Annotated in this window: 16 protein-coding genes; 5 read left to right on the forward strand and 11 right to left on the reverse strand. The window is 71.1% G+C overall.

The window, feature by feature from the left end:
- Positions 1-109: 109 nt before the first annotated feature.
- The 4 genes from BM127_RS00490 to BM127_RS00500 all read right to left on the reverse strand — a co-directional run bounded on the left by BM127_RS00490 (position 110) and on the right by BM127_RS00500 (position 2,910).
- A complete protein-coding gene (locus BM127_RS00490) occupies positions 110-799 on the reverse strand; it encodes a response regulator transcription factor (RefSeq protein WP_175507291.1) in 690 nt (229 codons plus the stop codon).
- A 22-nt stretch (positions 800-821) separates the two neighbouring features.
- Positions 822-968 (reverse strand): hypothetical protein, encoded by a 147-nt coding sequence (locus BM127_RS22050; protein WP_157829632.1) that lies wholly within the window; start codon positions 966-968, stop codon positions 822-824.
- Between the two features lie 105 nt (positions 969-1,073).
- Positions 1,074-1,976, reverse strand: a complete 903-nt coding sequence (gene ligD / locus BM127_RS00495; RefSeq protein ID WP_091193022.1) for a non-homologous end-joining DNA ligase — start codon at positions 1,974-1,976, stop codon at positions 1,074-1,076.
- 1 nt (position 1,977) lies between these two features.
- Complete coding sequence (locus BM127_RS00500) at positions 1,978-2,910, reverse strand: ATP-dependent DNA ligase (RefSeq protein WP_091193024.1); 933 nt, start codon at positions 2,908-2,910, stop codon at positions 1,978-1,980.
- A gap of 16 nt (positions 2,911-2,926) precedes the next feature.
- Between BM127_RS00500 and ku the strand changes: the two genes are divergently transcribed.
- Complete coding sequence (gene ku / locus BM127_RS00505) at positions 2,927-3,868, forward strand: non-homologous end joining protein Ku (protein ID WP_091193027.1); 942 nt, start codon at positions 2,927-2,929, stop codon at positions 3,866-3,868.
- A gap of 163 nt (positions 3,869-4,031) precedes the next feature.
- Here the strand turns inward: ku and BM127_RS00510 are convergent, their stop codons facing one another.
- From BM127_RS00510 to BM127_RS00520, 3 genes are read right to left on the reverse strand one after another with little or no spacing between them, the layout of a single operon-like run.
- Positions 4,032-5,477, reverse strand: coding sequence for a carboxyl transferase domain-containing protein (locus tag BM127_RS00510; RefSeq protein ID WP_091193030.1), 1,446 nt, complete (start codon positions 5,475-5,477; stop codon positions 4,032-4,034).
- Complete coding sequence (locus tag BM127_RS00515; protein WP_091195235.1) at positions 5,474-6,649, reverse strand: CaiB/BaiF CoA transferase family protein; 1,176 nt, start codon at positions 6,647-6,649, stop codon at positions 5,474-5,476. Before BM127_RS00515 ends, BM127_RS00510 begins: the two co-directional genes overlap by 4 nt.
- Positions 6,650-6,657: 8 nt before the next feature.
- The gene (locus BM127_RS00520) at positions 6,658-7,977 is read right to left on the reverse strand and encodes an SLC13 family permease (RefSeq protein WP_091193031.1); all 1,320 of its coding nucleotides are present in this window, start codon (positions 7,975-7,977) and stop codon (positions 6,658-6,660) included.
- 117 nt (positions 7,978-8,094) lie between these two features.
- Here BM127_RS00520 and BM127_RS00525 point away from each other — a divergent pair, with 117 nt between their 5' ends.
- Entirely contained in the window at positions 8,095-8,796 is a 702-nt protein-coding gene (locus tag BM127_RS00525) for a FadR/GntR family transcriptional regulator (protein WP_091193033.1), read from the forward strand.
- Entirely contained in the window at positions 8,793-9,563 is a 771-nt protein-coding gene (locus BM127_RS00530) for a sulfite exporter TauE/SafE family protein (RefSeq protein ID WP_091193034.1), read from the forward strand. The genes BM127_RS00525 and BM127_RS00530 overlap by 4 nt, the downstream gene beginning before the upstream one ends.
- A gap of 18 nt (positions 9,564-9,581) precedes the next feature.
- Here the strand turns inward: BM127_RS00530 and BM127_RS00535 are convergent, their stop codons facing one another.
- The gene (locus BM127_RS00535) at positions 9,582-14,453 is read right to left on the reverse strand and encodes an NAD-glutamate dehydrogenase (protein WP_091193036.1); all 4,872 of its coding nucleotides are present in this window, start codon (positions 14,451-14,453) and stop codon (positions 9,582-9,584) included.
- 75 nt (positions 14,454-14,528) lie between these two features.
- Between BM127_RS00535 and BM127_RS00540 the strand changes: the two genes are divergently transcribed.
- Complete coding sequence (locus BM127_RS00540) at positions 14,529-14,996, forward strand: DUF2505 domain-containing protein (RefSeq protein ID WP_157829633.1); 468 nt, start codon at positions 14,529-14,531, stop codon at positions 14,994-14,996.
- On the opposite strand, the gene BM127_RS00545 is transcribed toward BM127_RS00540, so the two are convergent.
- Positions 14,993-15,703: a DUF4386 domain-containing protein gene (locus tag BM127_RS00545; protein ID WP_091193039.1), complete on the reverse strand. Its 711-nt coding sequence runs from the start codon at positions 15,701-15,703 to the stop codon at positions 14,993-14,995. The genes BM127_RS00540 and BM127_RS00545 overlap by 4 nt on opposite strands.
- Before the next feature lie 106 nt (positions 15,704-15,809).
- On the opposite strand from BM127_RS00545, the gene BM127_RS00550 reads away from it, so the two are divergent.
- Positions 15,810-16,499, forward strand: a complete 690-nt coding sequence (locus BM127_RS00550) for a TetR/AcrR family transcriptional regulator C-terminal domain-containing protein (RefSeq protein WP_198554448.1) — start codon at positions 15,810-15,812, stop codon at positions 16,497-16,499.
- Here BM127_RS00550 and BM127_RS22940 read toward each other — a convergent pair.
- Entirely contained in the window at positions 16,477-16,599 is a 123-nt protein-coding gene (locus BM127_RS22940; protein WP_269212861.1) for a hypothetical protein, read from the reverse strand. The two genes, BM127_RS00550 and BM127_RS22940, sit on opposite strands and share 23 nt — an antisense overlap.
- A 3-nt stretch (positions 16,600-16,602) precedes the next feature.
- Positions 16,603-18,231 carry an L-glutamate gamma-semialdehyde dehydrogenase gene (gene pruA / locus BM127_RS00555; RefSeq protein ID WP_091193042.1) on the reverse strand — a complete coding sequence of 543 codons (1,629 nt, stop codon included), beginning with the start codon at positions 18,229-18,231 and terminating at the stop codon, positions 16,603-16,605.
- Positions 18,232-18,241 lie beyond the last annotated feature (10 nt).

Genomic DNA, 18,241 nt, shown 5'->3' on the forward strand with positions numbered 1-18,241 from the left:
CGTGCACTGGGGACGCTACCCAGCAAGACGCACCTGGAAACAGGGGTCAGGCAAAGGTTGTGGAGAACCTCCGGGTCACCGCCGCGCGGATCGAGAACTGCCGGTGGGTTCAGGTGCCGGTCTCGAGGCGGAAGCCCACGCCCCGGATGGCGACGACGCGCTCCCCGGCGTCGGCAGCCTCGAGCTTGCTGCGCAGCCGCCCGATCGTGACGTCGAGGGTCTTCGTCGAGCCGTACCAGTTCTGGTCCCAGACCTGGTTCATCAGCGTCTCGCGCGGCACGACCTTGTCGTGGTGGGACGCCAGGACCGCAAGGACGTCGAACTCCTTGGCGGTCAGCGCGATCTCCTGGTCGCCGAGGTGGACGCGGCGCGAGGCGGCGTCGATCTTGAGGCCGGAGGCGGTGGTGACGGTGCTGCCGTCCGGGGTGACGATCGCGCTGCGGCGGAGCAGGGCGCGCACGCGGGCGAGGAGCTCGGCGAGGCCGAAGGGCTTGGCGAGGTAGTCGTCGGCGCCGACATCGAGGCCGACGACGCGGTCGAGCTCGCCGGCGCGCGCAGTGACCATGATGATTCCGCCCAGATATCCCGCAGTTCGCATCTGGCGACAGACATCGATGCCGTCCATGTCGGGCAGCCCCAGGTCGAGGATCACCACGGCCGGGTCCTCGTCGACGACGAAGGTCAACGCGTCGGCGCCGCTGGAGGCACGGTTGACCTCGTAGCCCTCGCGCTCGAGGGTGCGGATGAGGGGGACGGCGATGTCCTCTTCGTCCTCCACCACCAACACGTCGTGCGCCATGCCGAGGAGCATAGAGGGAGGGTCAGCGGTTGGGGGTCTGAATCACCATGTGACCCGAGGGTGCGACCACGCTCTGGGACGGGGAGGCCGGTGCCTGCTCGGCCGGCCCGAGCACCACGCCGCCGGCAGCCAGGAGGACTGCGACGGGGATCAGGAGGAGGCGGGTCATGTGTCCAAGGATCCGACGGTGCGATCCACACCAGACCCTCACACCGGTGACACAAAGGAAAAGATTGGGACGATTTCGGGTGCGATCGGGGATGACCGGGCAGATTCAGGCCTCGAACAGGTCGCCGTGCTCCGCGACCCGCTCCAGCACCTGGTCCATCGAGAACTGCTCGAGCGCCAGCTCGTCCTCGGCGCCCGCCTCGACCTCGTCCCAGGTCAGTGGGGTCGCGGCGGTCGGTCGCTCGCGGCCGCGCAGCGAGTACGGCGAGACGGTCGTCTTCGAGCCCGAGTTCTGCGACCAGTCGAGGAACACCTTGCCGGGCCGCTTGGCCTTGGTCATGGTGGCGGTCACCAGGGCCGGGTGCTCCTTCTGGAGGGCCTCGGCGACCTCCTTGGCCAGCGCGGTGGTGCCGTCGCTGTCCAGGCTGTCGCCGCCGCCGGGCATCGGGGCATAGAGATGGAGGCCCTTGCTGCCGCTCGTGACCGGCGTACACCCGAGGTCGCGCTCGGCGAGCGCGTCACGCACCAGCAGCGCCACCTGCGCGCACTCGTGGAGCCCCGCCGGGTCGCCCGGGTCGAGGTCGATCACCAGCCGGTCGGGATGGCGCGGGGTCCCGTCGGCGTCGACGGTCCACTGGTGGACGTGCAGCTCGAGGGCTGCGAGGTTGGCCAGCCAGGTCAGCGTCGCCAGGTCGTCGCAGATCGGGAAGCGGAGGGTCGTGTCGCCCTTGCCGGAGCGCGAGCCCGTGCTCGGCACCTCCGCCGTACGCACCCACGACGGCGTGCCGGCCGGCGCGTTCTTCTCGAAGAAGCTCGCCCCCTCCACGCCGTGCGGCCAGCGGATCCGCGTCACCGCGCGGTCCTTGAGGTGCGGCAGGAGCACCGGCGAGACCTGGGCGTAGTAGTTGAGCACCTCGCCCTTCGTCGTGCCGGTGCGCGGGTAGAGCACCTTGTCGAGGTTGCTGATCGTGAGGGTGCGGCCCTCGACGTCGACCTGGATCTCGCTCATCTCATCCCTCCAGCAGGTCGGCGGCGTCGATGTCGGTCCGGATGCCCCGGTAGGACGGTTGTCGCAGCCGGCTGATCGGCATCTTGTTGAGCGAGTCGACGTCGACCACGAGGAAGGGTTCCACCCAGAAGGTGCCGCGCGCGTCGACCGCGGGTACGTCGTCGGCGAACGGACTGGCGTCGAGGGCCCGGCCGCCGAGCTGCGCGCCGAGCAGGCGGCTGGCCGCACCACTGATCCCGCTGCCCACCCGGCCGCGGTAGAGCAGCCCGTCTGCGGTCGGCTCCCCCACCAGCAGGGCGGCGAGCCGGTCCTTCGTGCCCTCCTGCGGCCGCCAGCCCCCGACCACGAAGGAGAACCGGTGCCGGTGGGCGAACTTCAGCCACGCCTTGCTCCGCACCCCGGGCTGGTAGGTCGAGGTGAGTCGCTTGGAGACGATGCCCTCCAGTCCCTGGGCCAGGGTCGCGTCCCGCAGCATCGCGCCGTCGTCGTACGTCGGGGGCACCTGCCAGCCGCCGAGGTCGAGGCCCTGGAGGATCTCGCGGCGCTCGGCCAGGGGCAGCGACGTGAGGTCGCGGCCGTCGAGGCGCATCACGTCGAAGACCATGAAGGTGGCGGGGACGGCCTTCGCGAGCCGGGCCGCGGTGGTGGCCGAGCGGACGTGCATCCGCTCCTGGATGACCGCGAAGTCGGGCACCCCGGCGTCGTTGATGCCGATGATCTCGCCGTCGACCAGCAGGTCGCGTCCGTCCATCGGGGCAGGGCTGACGTCCGGCCACGCGATCGTGGCGTCGTTGCCGTTGCGGGTGGTCAGGCGGGCGCGCTCCGCGCCGTCGGCCACGTCGGCGAGCATCCGGACCCCGTCCCACTTCACCTCGTGGGACCACTCGTCGCCGGTGGGGACGACGTCTCCCTTGGTGGCGAGCATGGGGCGCATGGGACATGCTTACCCCATGCGAGCGATCTGGAAGGGTGCAGTCTCCTTCGGCCTGGTCAGCGTCCCGGTGAAGCTCTATGCCGCCACCGAGAGCCACGACGTCTCCTTCCGTCAGGTGCACGCCAAGGACGGCGGTCGGATCAAGTACCAGCGCGTCTGCTCGCTCGACGGCGAGGAGGTGGCGTACGCCGACATCGCGAAGGGCTACGAGACCGAGGACGGCGAGATGGTCATCCTCACCGACGACGACATGGCCGAGCTGCCGTCGACGTCCTCGCGTGAGATCGCGGTCGAGAAGTTCGTGCCCCGCGACCAGATCGACCCGCTGCTCTTCGAGAAGTCCTACTACCTCGAGCCCGAGGGCGCCGGCGCCAAGCCGTACGCCCTGCTCCGCCAGGCTCTGCTCGACGCCGACCGGATGGCGGTCGTGACGGTCGCGCTGCGCCAGCGCACCAGCATCGCCGTGCTCCGCGTGAAGGACGACGTGATCGTGCTCCAGACGATGATGTGGCCCGACGAGATCCGCGCACCGGACTTCTCCGTCGAGGCCGGCGACGTCAAGCCGGCCGAGGTGAAGATGGCGCACATGCTCGTCGAGACGCTCGCCGGCGACTTCGACGCCAGTGAGTTCGAGGACGACTACGCCGGTGCTGTCGAGGCCCTGGTGAAGTCGAAGATCGAGGGCGGCGAGATCAAGCGCACCGAGACCTCCACCAAGACCTCCGGCGAGGTCATCGACCTGCTGGCGGCCCTGCAGAAGTCGGTGGCGGCGGCGAAGACCGCCCGCGGCGAGGAGGCGGAGGACGCCGACGAGAAGCCGGCCGCGAAGAAGTCGGTCGCGAAGAAGTCGGCAGCCAAGAAGACCGCGGCCAAGAAGGCGCCGGCGAAGAAGGCTGCCGCCAAGAAGGCCCCCGCCAAGAAGACGGCTGCGAAGAAGCAGGCTAAGAAGGCCAGCTGACGCGCCCACCCCTGTGCGGTGCGTGAAGCAGGTTCTGACGACGCCGAACCTGCCTCACGCACCTCGCAGGTGGGCGAGGTGGAGTCGCCGGTGCATCAGGCAGGTTCGGGGCGCGCAGAACCTGCGCCACGCACCGCCCACCAGGGCACCGGCGCCGGGCACCTCAGGCGCCGACCGCCAACGCCCCGCCCACCCGCTCGCGCAGCAGCGCGGAGACCTCCGCGGCCACGGCGACGGCGAGGTCTCGGACGGGCTCGCCGTCGACCTCGGGCACCACGCGGTGCACGATCCCGTCGGCCAGCAGGTCGATCGCCCGTACGCGCTGCCGCTCGGCCATCTCGGCCGCGTGGTGGACGTCGCCGTGCACGATGACGCTCGCGCCCTCGGGCGGTAGCGGCGAGAGCCAGGCGTGCTCGGTGGCGATGACGGTCTGCGCGGGCAGGAAGGCCAGCGCTCCTCCCCCGCAACCCTGGCCGAGGATCACCGCCAGGGTGGGGACGCTCATCGTGGTCAGGGTCGCGATGCAGCGGGCGATCTCGCCCGCGATGGCGCGCTCCTCCGCGTCGGGCGACAGCTCGGCGCCCGGGGTGTCGATGACGGTGACCAGCGGCAGGCCGAGCTCCTCGGCGAGGCGCATGCCGCGGCGGGCCTCGCGCAGGGCGCCCGGTCCCATCGCGTGCCCGGGCGCCTGGCGCGCGCGGTCCTGCCCGACGACGACGCACGGCTGGTCGTCTATCCGGGTCAGGGCGACCATCACGGTCGAGTCGCGCTCGCCCTCGTCGGTGCCGCGCAGCTGGATCGTGCCGGACGCGCCGTGGGCGAGGAGGTCACGGAGCCCGATGCGGTCCGTACGTCGGGTGCGCTCGATGCTGTCCCACGCCGTCAGTCCGGCCAGCGGTCGGGCGGGGCGTCCGGACAGCCGACCCGGACCGGGTGCGTCGACCAGGACGGCCAACGCGAGGTCGACCATCTCGGGCAGGTCCTCCGCTGCGACGACGCCGTCGATCACGCCGACGGCCGCGAGGTTCTCCGCGACCTGCACCCCGGGACGGAACGGGCGCCCGTTGAGCGCCTCGTAGACCTTGGGTCCGAGGAAGCCGACCAGCGCCCCGGGCTCGGCGACGGTGACGTGACCGAGCGATCCCCACGAGGCGTACACGCCACCGGTCGTGGGATGGCGCAGGTGGACGAGGTAGGGCAGTCCGGCGGCGCGGTGGTCCACCAGCGCCCGGGAGATCTCCGCCATCCGCACGAAGGCGGGCGTGCCCTCCTGCATCCGGGTGCCACCCGACGCGGTGCTGGCCAGCAGCGGGAGCCCGTCGGCGGTGGCACGGCGTACGGCGGCGATGATGCGGTCCGCAGCGGCTCGGCCGATCGACCCGGCGAGGAAGCCGAACTCGTTGACCACGACGGCCACCGGCCGGCCGCGGACCTCACCGCGACCGGTGAGCACCGACTCGTCGGTGCCGGCCCTCGCGGCGGCGGCCTCGAGGACCGCGCGGTAGGACGGGTCCACGCCGGACAGGTCGACGGGTGAGTCCCAGGACGTGAAGGTGCCGGGATCGAGGACGAGGTTCAGCAGCTCGTGGGCCGACCAACGACGGGTCACGCTCCTCCACCCCCGACCCAGGCGCGGATCTCGTCGGCATGCTCGTCGAGGAGCGGCGGCGCCGCGTGGTCACGCCGGGTGACCTCGGTCCCCTCCGCGTCGAAGAACCGCAGCGGCGGGCCGGGAAGGGTCAGGTGGCCGAGCGTCGAGTGCTCGACGTCGACGAGCAGTCCCTGGCTGGCGACCTGGTCCCACTCGTAGACCTCGTCGAGGCTGCGCACCTTGCCGGCCGGCACGCCGACCTCGGCCAGGCGTGCGAGCAGGGGCTCGGCGTCCCAGTCGGCGAACGCCTGCTCGACGACCTCGATGACGCGCTCGCGCACGGCGACCCGCTCCTGGTTGGTCGCGAGGCCCTCGGCGTCGGGGTCGAGCCCGAAGCCCTCGCAGAAGCGCCTCCACAGCCCCTCGCTGCCGAGCGCGATCTGCACGGCACCGTCGCGGCAGCGGAACAGCCCGTAGGGCGCGATCGACGGGTGGTGGTTGCCCTGTGCCCGGCCGACCTCGCCGGCGACGGTCCAGCGGGTGCCCTGGAAGGCGTGCACCCCGACGACCGACGCGAGCAACGACGTACGCACCACCTGGCCCTTGCCGGTCGCGTGCCGCTCGTGGAGCGCAGCCATCACGCCGTAGGCGCCGTACATCCCCGACAGCAGGTCCGCGATCGGTACCCCGACCCGCTGGGGGTCGTCGGGACCCGAGCCGGTCAGCGACATCAGGCCGGCCTCGCCCTGGGCGATCTGGTCGTAGCCCGCGCGACCGCCCTCGGGTCCGTCGTGGCCGAAGCCGGTGATCGAGAGGACGACGAGCCGCGGGTTGCGGCGCATCAGCTCCTCGATCCCGAGGCCGAGGCGCTCCAGGACACCGGTGCGGAAGTTCTCGACCAGCACGTCGGCACGGTCGACGAGCCCTAGCAGGACGTCCTTGTCGGTGGGGTTCTTGAGGTCGAGGGCGATGGACTCCTTGTTCCGGTTGGTGCACAGGAAGTACGTCGACTGGCGCGCGTCGGGCTCGCCGACGAACGGCGGCCCCCAGCCGCGGGTGTCGTCGCCGCTGCCGGGCGACTCCACCTTGATCACGCGGGCGCCGAGGTCTCCCAGCATCTGCGTGGCGTGCGGCCCGGCGAGGGCACGGGTGAGGTCGACGACGAGGAGGTCTGCGAGCGGTCCGGTCATGAGCGGGTTCACCATCCGGGGAGGACGAGGGCGGCCCAGACGAGCAGCGGCCCGACCAGGGTGACGATGACGCCGTAGCCGAGGATCTGCTTGTAGTAGACCGGCTCGCTGATGGAGTCGGGCTTGTTGGCCAGCATCAGGGCGCCGTTGGTGCTGAACGGGCTGACGTCGACGATGGTCGACGACACGGCCAGGGCGGCGACGAACAGCGCGGCGTTGATCCCGCCGTCGGCGATCAGCGGCACGGCGATCGGGATGATCACCGGCAGCAGCGCCGTGGAGGAGGCGAACGCCGAGACGACACCTCCGACGTAGCAGAGGATCAGGGCGCCGATGGCGGCCGCACCGAGGCCCGCGGCCCACGTCCCGACGAACTCCGGCGAGCCGGCGGTGGTGAGGATCGTGGCGTAGGTGCTCACGCCCGCGACCAGGAGGACGGTCGGCCAGGCGATCTGCTTGACCGCGTCCTTGTGCTCCTGGGCGTTGAGCATGGCCAGGATCACGGCCGCGGTGATCGCGACGAAGCCGATGTTCTTGTCGAAGACCAGCGCGATCAGCGCGACGCCGACGAAGGCGAGGAGGGTGAGGACCTGGTCACGGCGTACGCCCTGGGCCTGGGTGCCGGTGGGCGCGGACGTGCCGTAGCCACGGGCCGGCACCGTGGCGCCACCGCGGTGGAGGTCCTCGTCCAGCGTGTCGGGCTCGTCGGGGTCGATCCGCATCGCCATCAGCTTGCGGCCGCCGAGGGCGACGAAGAGGATCGCGGCCATGATCGTGTTGACGATCAGGCTGGCGAGGAAGACGGTGATCTCGCTCGACGGGAGGCCCGCGTCCTCCATCACGGAGTTGGTGATCACGCCGTAGATGCTGATCGGCGAGAAGCCGCCGGCCTGCGCACCGTGCACGACGAACATGCCCATCATCAGCGGGCTGATGCCGTAGCGACCGGCGAAGCCGAGGGCGATCGGGCCGATGATGGCGCAGGCGGCCGGGCTCACCGCGCCGATGCCGGTCAGCACCGCGGTCACCGCGAACATCACCCACGGGATGAGTGCCACACGACCGCCGACCCCGCGCACCGCCGTACGCACGATGAGGTCGACCGTGCCGTTGTTGCGCGCGATCGCGAAGAGGTACGTGACCCCGATGAGCGTCAGGATCAGGTCACCGCTGACACCGGCCAGGATCTCCTTCTCCGTGAGGTCGAGGGCATACATCCCGACGAGCCATGCGGCGACGTAGGCCAGCGCTCCCATGTTGATCGGCAGCAGCGTGCCGATCACGAACAATGCGACGAGGGCGAGGATCGCCACCCATTCCGGACCCATCTCGAACCTCCGAGGTCGATGGCCGCACGGCGGTGGTCGGGGGGTGACCCTCGTCACGTGCTTGGCTCAGTGGCCTAGCCAATAGGACAATGAGCCGCGAGTCAATAGGCTGCCCGTATGAGCGAGTCGTTCCCTCCCCGGTTGCTGCGCACCCGACTCTACGAGCAGGTGGCCGGCCAGATCTCGTCGTGGATCAGTGACAACGGGCTCGCCGCCGGCGACAAGCTGCCACCCGAGCGTGAGCTGGCCCAACGGCTCGGGGTGAGCCGGGCGACGCTCAGCCAGGCCCTCGTGGCGCTCGAGGTGGTGGGTGTCGTGGAGGTACGCCACGGCGACGGGACCGTCGTCACCGCGCGGCACCAGCAGTCGACCCGCATCGTCGAGGCGATCCGCAGGCACGCCGACCGGCTCCCCGAGGTCATCGAGACCCGCGACGCGCTGGAGACCAAGATCGCCGCGCTCGCCGCGGCCCGGCGTACGGACGACGACCTCGCCCGCATCGACGACGCGCTGGCGTTCATGGAGGCCGACATCGAGGCCGGCGGTCGTGGGGTGGAGGGCGACGAGCGGTTCCACGGCGCCGTCACCGCGGCCTCGCACTCGCTGCTGCTGGCGCGGCTGATGGACGAGATCGGCGACCTCGTCAAGGAGACCCGGCTGGAGTCGCTGGGCCAGCCCGGTCGGCCGCAGGACTCGCTCGCCGGGCACCGCGCCATCGCCGAGGCGATCCGTGCCGGCGACCCCGACGCGGCCGCCGCAGCCATGCACGCCCACGTCGAGATGGTCAGCGACGTCGCCCTGCTGCGCGAGGCCCCGTGACCCTCGCCGAGGCGCTCCTGGTCGTCGCGACCGGGCTCGGGGCGGGCGTGCTCTCGTCCACCGTGGGGGTGGCGTCGCTGCTCAGCTTCCCGGTCCTCGTCGCCCTCGGGCTGCCGCCGGTCGTGGCCAACGTCTCCAACACCCTCGGCCTGATCCCCGGCGGGATCGGCGGGGTGCTCGGCTACCGCGAGGAGGTCCGGGAGGCCGGACCCATCGCGCGGTCGATCGTCATCGTCTGCGCCCTCGGCGCGGTGGCCGGTGCGGCGCTGCTGCTCGGCCTGCCGCCCGGGGTGTTCGAGGCCGTCGTGCCGTGGCTGATCCTGTTCACCTGCCTGCTCGTCGGCGCCCAGCCACGGATCGCGCGGTGGTTGCGCGCGCGGCACGACGCGCGACACGGCGAGGCCCGCGCCGAACGGCGGCACATGTCGCCCGCGACGACGGCGTTCGCGACCGTCACCGGCGTCTACGGAGGCTACTTCGGCGCCGGTGCGGGCGTGATGATGGTGGCCGTGCTCGGTCTCGGCACCGACCTCGAGCTGCGGATCGTCAACGGCCTCAAGACGCTGTCGCTGATGGTCGGCAACATCGTCGCCGGCCTGATCTTCGTGGTGGTGGCTGACCCGCGCTGGGACGTCGTGGTGCTGCTGGCGGCCGGCTCGCTGGTCGGCGGCTACGTCGGCGCCCGCATCGGGCGCAAGCTGCCCGACGCGGTCTTCCGGTGGGCCGTGGTGGCCGCGGGCATCGTCGCCGCGGTCCTGCTCTTCTGACGCGTCCCCACCGGGACGTCAGGACAGCAGGCCGCGCACCACCCGCAGCCCCACGGACAGGCGCGCCAGCTCGGCGGTCTCCTCGCGGCAGATCTCCTCCAGCGTGGCGGCCGAGCGTCCGATCAGCTCCTCGTCCGCGTTCTCCCACTCGGCCACGCGCGCCGGGGCGCTGTCGTCGGCAGCGGTGGACCCGAGGACCTGGGCGGTCAGCTGCTGGTGCACGCCGTAGAGGTCGTCGCGCACCGCGGCCCGCGCCATCGTCTGCCAGCGGTCGTCGCGCGGCAGCGCGAAGATCCGCTCGACCAGTGCCGGGAGGCCGAGCCGCTCACCGAGGGCGAAGTGGACGCGCGCCACCTCCACCGGGTCGAGGTCGAGGCGGTCGGCCGTCTCCACGATCCCGAGCAGGGCGTACGCCGGTGCCAGCCCCGCGACCCGCGAGGCGAGGTCGTCGGGGACCCCCTGGTCGCTGAGCCGCTTCTCACGGGCCCGGTAGTCGTCGAGCTCGCGGCCGCTCATGATGCTCGGCAGCTCGGCCATCACGGCCTGCACCCGCCCGCGGAAGAAGTCGACGGTGGCCTGCGAGTCGAGCGGAGGGCGACGGTTGGTCACCAGCCAGCGCGACGCGCGCTCCACGAGCGTACGCATCTCGATCCGCATCCGGGTCTGCCGCTCGGCCGGCACCTGGTTGTCCAGCGCGGCCATCTCCTGCCGCAGCGGCAACGAGCCGAAGATCTCGCGGGCCACGAAGTTGGCGCGCGTGAGGTCCGCCGGACTCGCACCGGTCTCCCCCGCCAGCCTCGGCCAGAAGGTCATCCCGGCGCCGTTGACGAGGTCGTTGACGACCTGCGTCACGATGATCTCGCGGCGCAGCGGGTGGTCCTCGATCGCCGCCTCCAGGTCCGGCTTCATGCGGCTGGGGAAGTAGGCCAGCAGGTCCTCGCGGAGGTAGGGGTCGTCGGGCAGGTCGGAGTCGATCAGCTCGTCGGCGAGCACGATCTTGGTCCACGCGAGCAGGACCGAGAGCTCCGGCCCGGACAGCGCCTGCTTGCGGTCGAGACGACGTCGCACCTGCCGCGTCGTCGGCAGTCCCTCGAGGTCGCGGTTGAGCACGCCGCGCTTCTCCAGCGCGCGCATCCACTCCTCGTGCACGTGCAGCAGCGACGGCGCGTGCGCCTCGGCGTTGGCGAGCGCGAGGTTCTGCTCGTAGTTGTCACGCAGCACCAGCTGGCCGACCTCGTCGGTCATCGCCGCGAGCAGGGTGTTGCGACCGGCCTCGTCCATCGCACCGGTGCGGACGACCCGGTCGAGCAGGATCTTGATGTTCACCTCGTGGTCGGAGGTGTCGACGCCCGCGGAGTTGTCGATGAAGTCGGTGTTCATCCGGCCACCCCTGCCGCCGGCGCCGTAGCGGGCGTACTCCACGCGGCCCAGCTGGGTGAATCCGAGGTTGCCGCCCTCGCCGATGCACGTGGCTCGCAGGTCCTCGCCGTTGACGCGGATCGCGTCGTTGGCCTTGTCGCCGGCGTCGGCGTTGGTCTCCTCCGACGCCTTGACGTAGGTGCCGATGCCGCCGTTCCAGAGCAGGTCGACGGGCGCGACCAGGATCGCCTTCATCAGCTCCGCCGGGGTCAGCGCCGTGACGTCGGACGCGAGCCCCAGCACGGCGCGGGCCTGCGCGGAGACCGGGATCGACTTGGCCGAGCGGGGCCACACACCGCCGCCCTCGGAGATCAGCGAGGAGTCGTAGTCCTTCCAGCTCGACCGGGGCAGGTCGAAGAGCCGCTGGCGCTCGACGTAGGACGACGCAGCGTCCGGGTCGGGGTCGATGAAGATGTCGCGGTGGTCGAAGGCGGCCACGAGCCGGGTGTGCTCGGAGCAGAGCAGCCCGTTGCCGAAGACGTCGCCGGACATGTCGCCGATGCCCACGGCGGTGAAGTCCTCGGCCTGGCAGTCGATCCCCATCTCGCGGAAGTGCCGCTGCACCGAGACCCACGCGCCCTTGGCGGTGATGCCCATCGCCTTGTGGTCGTAGCCCACCGAGCCGCCCGACGCGAACGCGTCGCCGAGCCAGAAGCCGTAGTCCTTGGCGACACCGTTGGCGATGTCGGAGAAGGTCGCGGTGCCCTTGTCGGCTGCCACCACGAGGTAGGAGTCGTCACCGTCGTGGCGTACGACCTCGCGCGGCGGCACCGGCTCGCCGTCGACGAGGTTGTCGGTGATGTCGAGGAGGCCGGAGATGAAGGTCTTGTAGCAGGCCACGCCCTCGGCCAGCCACGCGTCGCGGTCGGAGGGGTCGGGGAGCTGCTTGCAGAAGAAGGCGCCCTTCGCGCCCACCGGAACGATCACGGTGTTCTTGACCATCTGCGCCTTGACCAGGCCGAGCACCTCGGTGCGGAAGTCGTCGCGCCGGTCGGACCAGCGCAGGCCGCCGCGGGCGACCGCACCGAAGCGCAGGTGCGAGCCCTCCACGCGCGGGCTGTAGACGAAGATCTCGAAGCGCGGGCGCGGCTCGGGCAGGTCGGGGATCGCCGAGGGCTCGAGCTTGAAGCTCATGTACGGGTGGACGTCGCCCGCAGCCGTGCGCTGGAAGAAGTTGGTCCGCAGGGTCGCGCGGACGAGCGTGCGGTAGGAGCGGAGGATGCGGTCGTGGTCGAGGCTGACCACGTCGTCCAGAGCCTTCGCCAGGCGCTCCTCGACGGCCTCGACCTTGGCCACGCGGGCCTCGGCGTCGTGCTCGAGGGCGCGCTCGCCGCGGCCCGGGTCGAAGCGCGACTCGAAGAGCTCGACGAGCAGGCGCGTGATGTCGACGTTGCTGCGCAGCGCCTCCTCGATGTAGTCGAGGGCGAAGGGCGAGTTGCCCTGCTTGAGGTACTTCGCGTACGCCCGCAGGACCGTGGCCTGGCGCCAGGTCAGCCCGGCGGCGAGCACCAGCTGGTTGAAGCCGTCGATCTCGTTGAAGCCGTCCCAGACCGCACGCAGCGCCTCGGCGAAGAGGGTCCGCTCGTGGGGCGACAGGGTGCGCCCGTGGCGCAGGCCGAACTCGTAGATGTAGGACGGCCGGGCCAGTCCCTCGAGCGAGTAGGGGCGCTCGTCGACGACCTCCACCCCCATCGAGGTGAGCATCGGGAGCATCGTGCTGAGCGACAGGGGCTCGCCGACGCGGAACACCTTGAGCCGCGACTCGCCGCGGCGGTAGGTGCCGGCCTCGCCGTCCTGGTCGAAGAGCGCGAGGTCGATGCCCTGCGCACCCTCGATGTCCTCGATCCGGCCGACGTCGGCGGACCCGCGCTGCGGGCTGTAGTCCTCCTTGTAGGCCTCGGGGAAGGCGACCGACCAGGCCCGCGCGAGCTGGGAGCCGCGCTCCTCGCCGTACTCGCTGACCACCGACGCCATGAAGTCGTCACGCCACGAGCGCGACGCCTCGGTGAGACGGCGTTCGAGGTCGGCGACGTCTACGTCGGGGATGTGACCGCCCTTGGGCGGGTGGACCACGAAGTGCACGCGCGCGGTCGTCGACTCGTTGACGCGAGCCGTGAACTCGACGTGCTCGCCGCCGAGGTCGTCGCGCAGGATGTCGGAGAACCGCTCGCGCACGGCGGTGCTGTAGCGGTCGCGGGGCAGGTAGACCAGGACCGACACGTAGCGGCCGTAGGTGTCGCGGCGCACGAAGGCGCGCAGCTGGCGGCGCTCGCGCGCGAACATGACGTCCTGGGCGACCGGCGCCAGCTCGGCGGGCGAGGTGTGGAAGAGCTCGTCGCGGGGGTAGTTCTCGAGGGTGTCCATCAACGCCTTGCCGGCGTGGCTGCGCGGGTCGAAACCGGCCCGGCGCATCACCTCGGTGACCTTCTCGCGCAGCACCGGGATCCGGGTGACGGACTCGGTGTAGGCGGCGCTGGAGAAGAGGCCCAGGAAGCGGCGCTCGCCGACGACCTCCCCGTCCGCACCGAACGTCTTCACGCCGACGTAGTCGAGGTAGGCCGGACGGTGGACCGTCGCGCGGGAGTTGGCCTTGGCCAGCACGAGCAGCGTCTTCTCCCGCGCCTTCGCCTTCGCGATCGGCGGCAGCTTGGCGAACGCGCTGGACAGGTCCTGGTCGTGGCGCAGGATGCCGAGGCCTGACCCGGGGACGGCGCGCAGGCCGCACTCGTCGGGGGCGTCCTCGTCGGCCTCGAGCTGGTACTCGCGGTAGCCGAGGAAGGTGAAGTGGTCGTCGGCCAGCCAGGTGAGGAAGTCGCGGCCCTCGTCCAGCTCGTCGGCGGGCAGCGGCGGCGGGTCGTCGGTGAGCCCGGCGACGACGGCGAGCACCTGGGCGTGCATCTTGGCCCAGTCCTCCACCGACTCGCGTACGTCGCGCAGCACCCGCTGGACGCCCTCGGTGATCTCGGCGGCCTCGGCGTCGTCGGTGCGGTCGATCTCGACGTGCATCCAGGACTCGGCCCCGGCCTCGGACCCGCGCGAGGTGTCGGCGTGGAGGTCCTCGGCGATCGACGTCACGTGCTGCAGCGCTCCGGTGATGTCGCGGTCGACCGAGAACTGCGGGTGGACGACGGAGTGCACGTTGTGGCCGAGCCGATTGAGCTCCATCGTCACCGAGTCGACCAGGAACGGCATGTCGTCAGTGACCACCTCGACCACCGAGCGACCGGAAGCGGACCAGCCGGACTCCGCGCTGGTGGGCGTCACGACGCGCACGGTCGCCGTACCCTGCGGGCGCGACACGGCAAGCTCACGGTGGGAGGCCAGGGCGCCGAACAGATCCTCCGGCGAGCGCTCGGCGACCTCCTCCGGCGCGACGTGGCGGTAGTAGTCGCGGAGCAGGTCGCCCCACTCGGGGCGCACCTGCGCTGCCGCGTCGAGCTGATGGTCCTTGGTCTCCTCAGGCGTCGCCACGCTCCGACCATAGGACCCACCATGTGACCGTCACAACACAGGGTGGTGGAGCCCCGGTAGGCCATGATGGGCGTCATGAAGAAGCTCACCAAGACGCTGACGTACGACGCCCCGGCCGAGGCCGTGACCGCGATGCTCGACGACCCGGCATTCCGCCAGGCGGTGCTCGAGCGCCAGCGCGTGCTGCGCGGCTCCGTCGACATCGACGGCGACGTCGCGAGGATCGAGCAGGTCCGCTCGGGCGCGGACATCCCGTCCTTCGCGCGCTCGTTCGTCGGCGACGAGATCGTCATCGTGCAGACCGAGACCTGGACCTCCCCGACCGCCGCCCAGATCGAGCTCGCCATCCCGGGCAAGCCCGGCGAGGCGGTCGGCACGCTCGTCCTCGTCGAGTCCGGCGGCACCACGACCGAGACCGTCGAGCTCGCCGTCACCGTCCGGATCCCGCTGGTCGGCGGCAAGGTCGAGGGCATGATCGCCGACATGGTCAAGCACGCGCTGGACAAGGAGCACGAGGTCGGCGTGGAGTGGCTCGCGCGCTAGCTGCGAGTCCCTGTGCCGCGCACGAGCAGGTAGCCCACCATCCACAGCTCCCCCACGGTGGCGGGCGCCACCAGCAGGTCCGGCACGAGCGCCAGGTCCGGCCACAGGTAGGCCACGAAGCCGCTGAGCACGTAGCCGGCGCCGCCGACGACGAGGACGCGCCCCAGGAGACGCGGCATCGTGCCCGAGCGCAGGACGCAGATGCCCATGGGCACCAGCCAGAGGCCGAAGAACAGGTTGCCCACGCCCCAGAAGTTCTCACTGAGCTCGTACATCAGCTGGGGCGTGCCGGGGTCGCCGCCGGCTCCGCCGAGGGCAGCCTCGAGCGCGGTGGCCAGGCACGCGGCGCTGGCAAGGACGGCCACCGAGTTGAGCACGCCGAAGACGGCGATGGCGGCGGCGGCGAAGTCGTCCACCGCGTGGAACAGGCGGAAGAACCACAGCGCGGCGAGGGCCTGGAAGACGACCAGTGCCATCTCCAGTGCCAGGCCCACGCGCGCCAGCGTCTCGTGCTCGCGCAGGTGGGCCAGGGTCACTGCCGCGTCCGCGTCCGCGAGCATCGGTCGCACAACGAGGAAGCCGATCCCCCCGGCGACGGCGAGAGCCAGGTAGAGGGCGCCGGTGACACCGGCGGTGCGACGCGTGGCCCACGGCGCATCGGGTCGCGCGGTCGTGGTCGAGGCGGTGGCAGTCCGGGTGGCGCTCATGGCATTTCCTTACGTCGTAAGGGTATTCTTACGATGTAAGGTAACCACACCCGGTAGCGTCGCGCAACGGACGGACCAGACCAGCGCTCACAGGCAGGAGTCACTCGTGGCAGGACGGGGTCGACCGCGGACGCTGAGTCGCGACGGCGTGCTGTCAGCCGCCGTGCTCCGCGCCGACCGGACCGGCCTCGACGGCCTCACCATGCGGGCGCTCGCCGACGACCTGGGTGTCGAGGCGATGTCGCTCTACCACCACCTCCCCGGCAAGGCCGGGCTGCTCGACGGCTTGGTGGAGCACCTGATGACGGAGGTCGACACCGCCACGGCGGGCATCGGCACCGGCGAGGACTGGCGCGACGGCGTACGCGATCGTTGTCTGGCCGCGCGGGACGTCATGGAGCGCCACCGGTGGGGCCCCGGGCTCCTGATGTCGCGGACCGCGATCCCACCCAGCGTCTTCGCCCACTTCGAGGCGGTCCTCGCCGCGATGGTCGGCGCGGGCTTCACCCATCACCTGGGTCATCGCGCGCTCCACTCGCTGGGGAGCATGGTCCTCGGCTTCACCCAGGAGCTGTTCGCCCCGGCGAGCGACAGCGACGGCGCCCAGTCCGAGGAGGAGCTGGCCGCCATGGCCGAGCTCCTCCCGCACGTCACCGCGATGGTGGCCGCGGAGCTCCACGCAGCGGACGGCGACGTGCTGGGCTGGTGTGACAGCCGAGCCGAGTTCGAGTTCACCCTCGACCTCCTGCTCGACGGTCTCGAGGCCCACCGGCTCAGGGGTCGGAGCGCATCCTGAGCCACACCACGATCCCGAGCACCACGAACGGACCGAACGCGAGCAGGAGCACCAGAGCCTGCTCGTAGGGGTGCAGCGCACCCATGTGCCAGAGGACCATCGGTCAGCCCATGTGCGGGTAGCGGTGGTCCTTCGGCGGCACGAACGTCTCCTTGATGGAGCGCGGCGAGGTCCAGCGCAGCAGGTTGACCGCCGCACCGGCCTTGTCGTTGGTGCCCGAGGCGCGGCCACCGCCGAACGGCTGCTGACCCACGACGGCGCCGGTCGGCTTGTCGTTGATGTAGAAGTTGCCGGCCGCGAAGCGCAGCGTCTTGCGCGCCCACGCGATCGCTGCGCGGTCCTGCGAGATGATCGCGCCGGTGAGGGCGTACGGGGCGAACGACTCCATCTGCTCCACGACCTGCTCGAAGCGCTCGTCGTCGTAGACGTGGACCGCGAGGATCGGGCCGAAGTACTCCTCGGAGAACATCTGGTCGGTCGGGTCCGTCGACTCGATGATCGTGGGCCGCACGAAGTAGCCGACCGAGTCGTCGACCTGGCCACCGGCGAGCACGGTGAGGTGCTTGGTGCGCTTGGCGCGCGCGATGGCCGCCTTGTGCTTGGCGAACGCGCGGTCGTCGATGACGGCACCCATGAAGTGCGACAGGTCGGTCACGTCGCCCATCGACAGCGCCTCGGTGTCGGCGATGAGCTGGTCCTTGATCTTCGCCCAGACCGACCTCGGGACGTAGGCCCGCGAGGCGGCCGAGCACTTCTGGCCCTGGAACTCGAAGGAGCCGCGGATCATCGCGACCCGCAGCACGTCGGGGTCGGCGCTGGGGTGGGCGACGATGAAGTCCTTGCCGCCGGTCTCGCCCACGATGCGCGGGTAGGTGCGGTAGCCGGAGATGTTCTGCCCGATGGTGGCCCACAGGTGCTGGAAGGTCGGCGTCGAGCCGGTGAAGTGGATGCCGGCGAGGTCGCGGTGCGTCAGCGCGACCTTCGAGACGTCGAGCCCGTCACCGGGCAGCATGTTGATGACGCCGGGCGGCATGCCGGCCTCCTCGAGCAGCTCCATGGTCAGCGACGCGGCCAGCTGCTGGGTCGGCGACGGCTTCCAGATGACCGTGTTGCCCATCAGCGCCGGGGCGGTGGGCAGGTTGCCGGCGATCGCGGTGAAGTTGAACGGCGTGATCGCGTAGACGAAGCCCTCGAGCGGGCGGTGGTCGGTGCGGTTCCAGATGCCGGGGCTGTTGGCGATCGGCTGGTCGGTGAGGATCTGCTTGGCGTAGTGGACGTTGAAGCGCCAGAAGTCGATCAGCTCGCACGCGGCGTCGATCTCGGCCTGGTAGGCCGTCTTGGACTGCCCGAGCATGGTCGCGGCGTTGAGCCGCTGGCGCCACGGACCGGCCAGCAGGTCGGCGGCCTTGAGCAGGATCGCGCACCGCTCGTCGAACGGCATCGCGCGCCAGTCGGGTGCGGCCGCGGTGGCGGCCTTGACGGCGGCCTCGGCGTCCTTGGTCGTGGAGTTCTTCAGCGTGCCGAGCACGTGGGCGTGATCATGCGGCTGGACGACCTTGATCTCGGCACCGCCACCGTTGCGCCGCTTGCCGCCGATCACGGCCTTGAAGGACTGCTGCTTCCGCTCCATCCGGGCCAGCTCGGTGACCAGCTCCTCGCGCTCCGGGCTGCCCGGTGCGTAGGTCAGGTTCGTCTCGTTGGTCGGAGCCGGGGGGAAGGTGATCGCGTCCATGCGGCTGATC

It is taken from the genome of Nocardioides alpinus (assembly GCF_900112035.1).
Taxonomy (GTDB): Bacteria; Actinomycetota; Actinomycetes; order Propionibacteriales; family Nocardioidaceae; genus Nocardioides; species Nocardioides alpinus.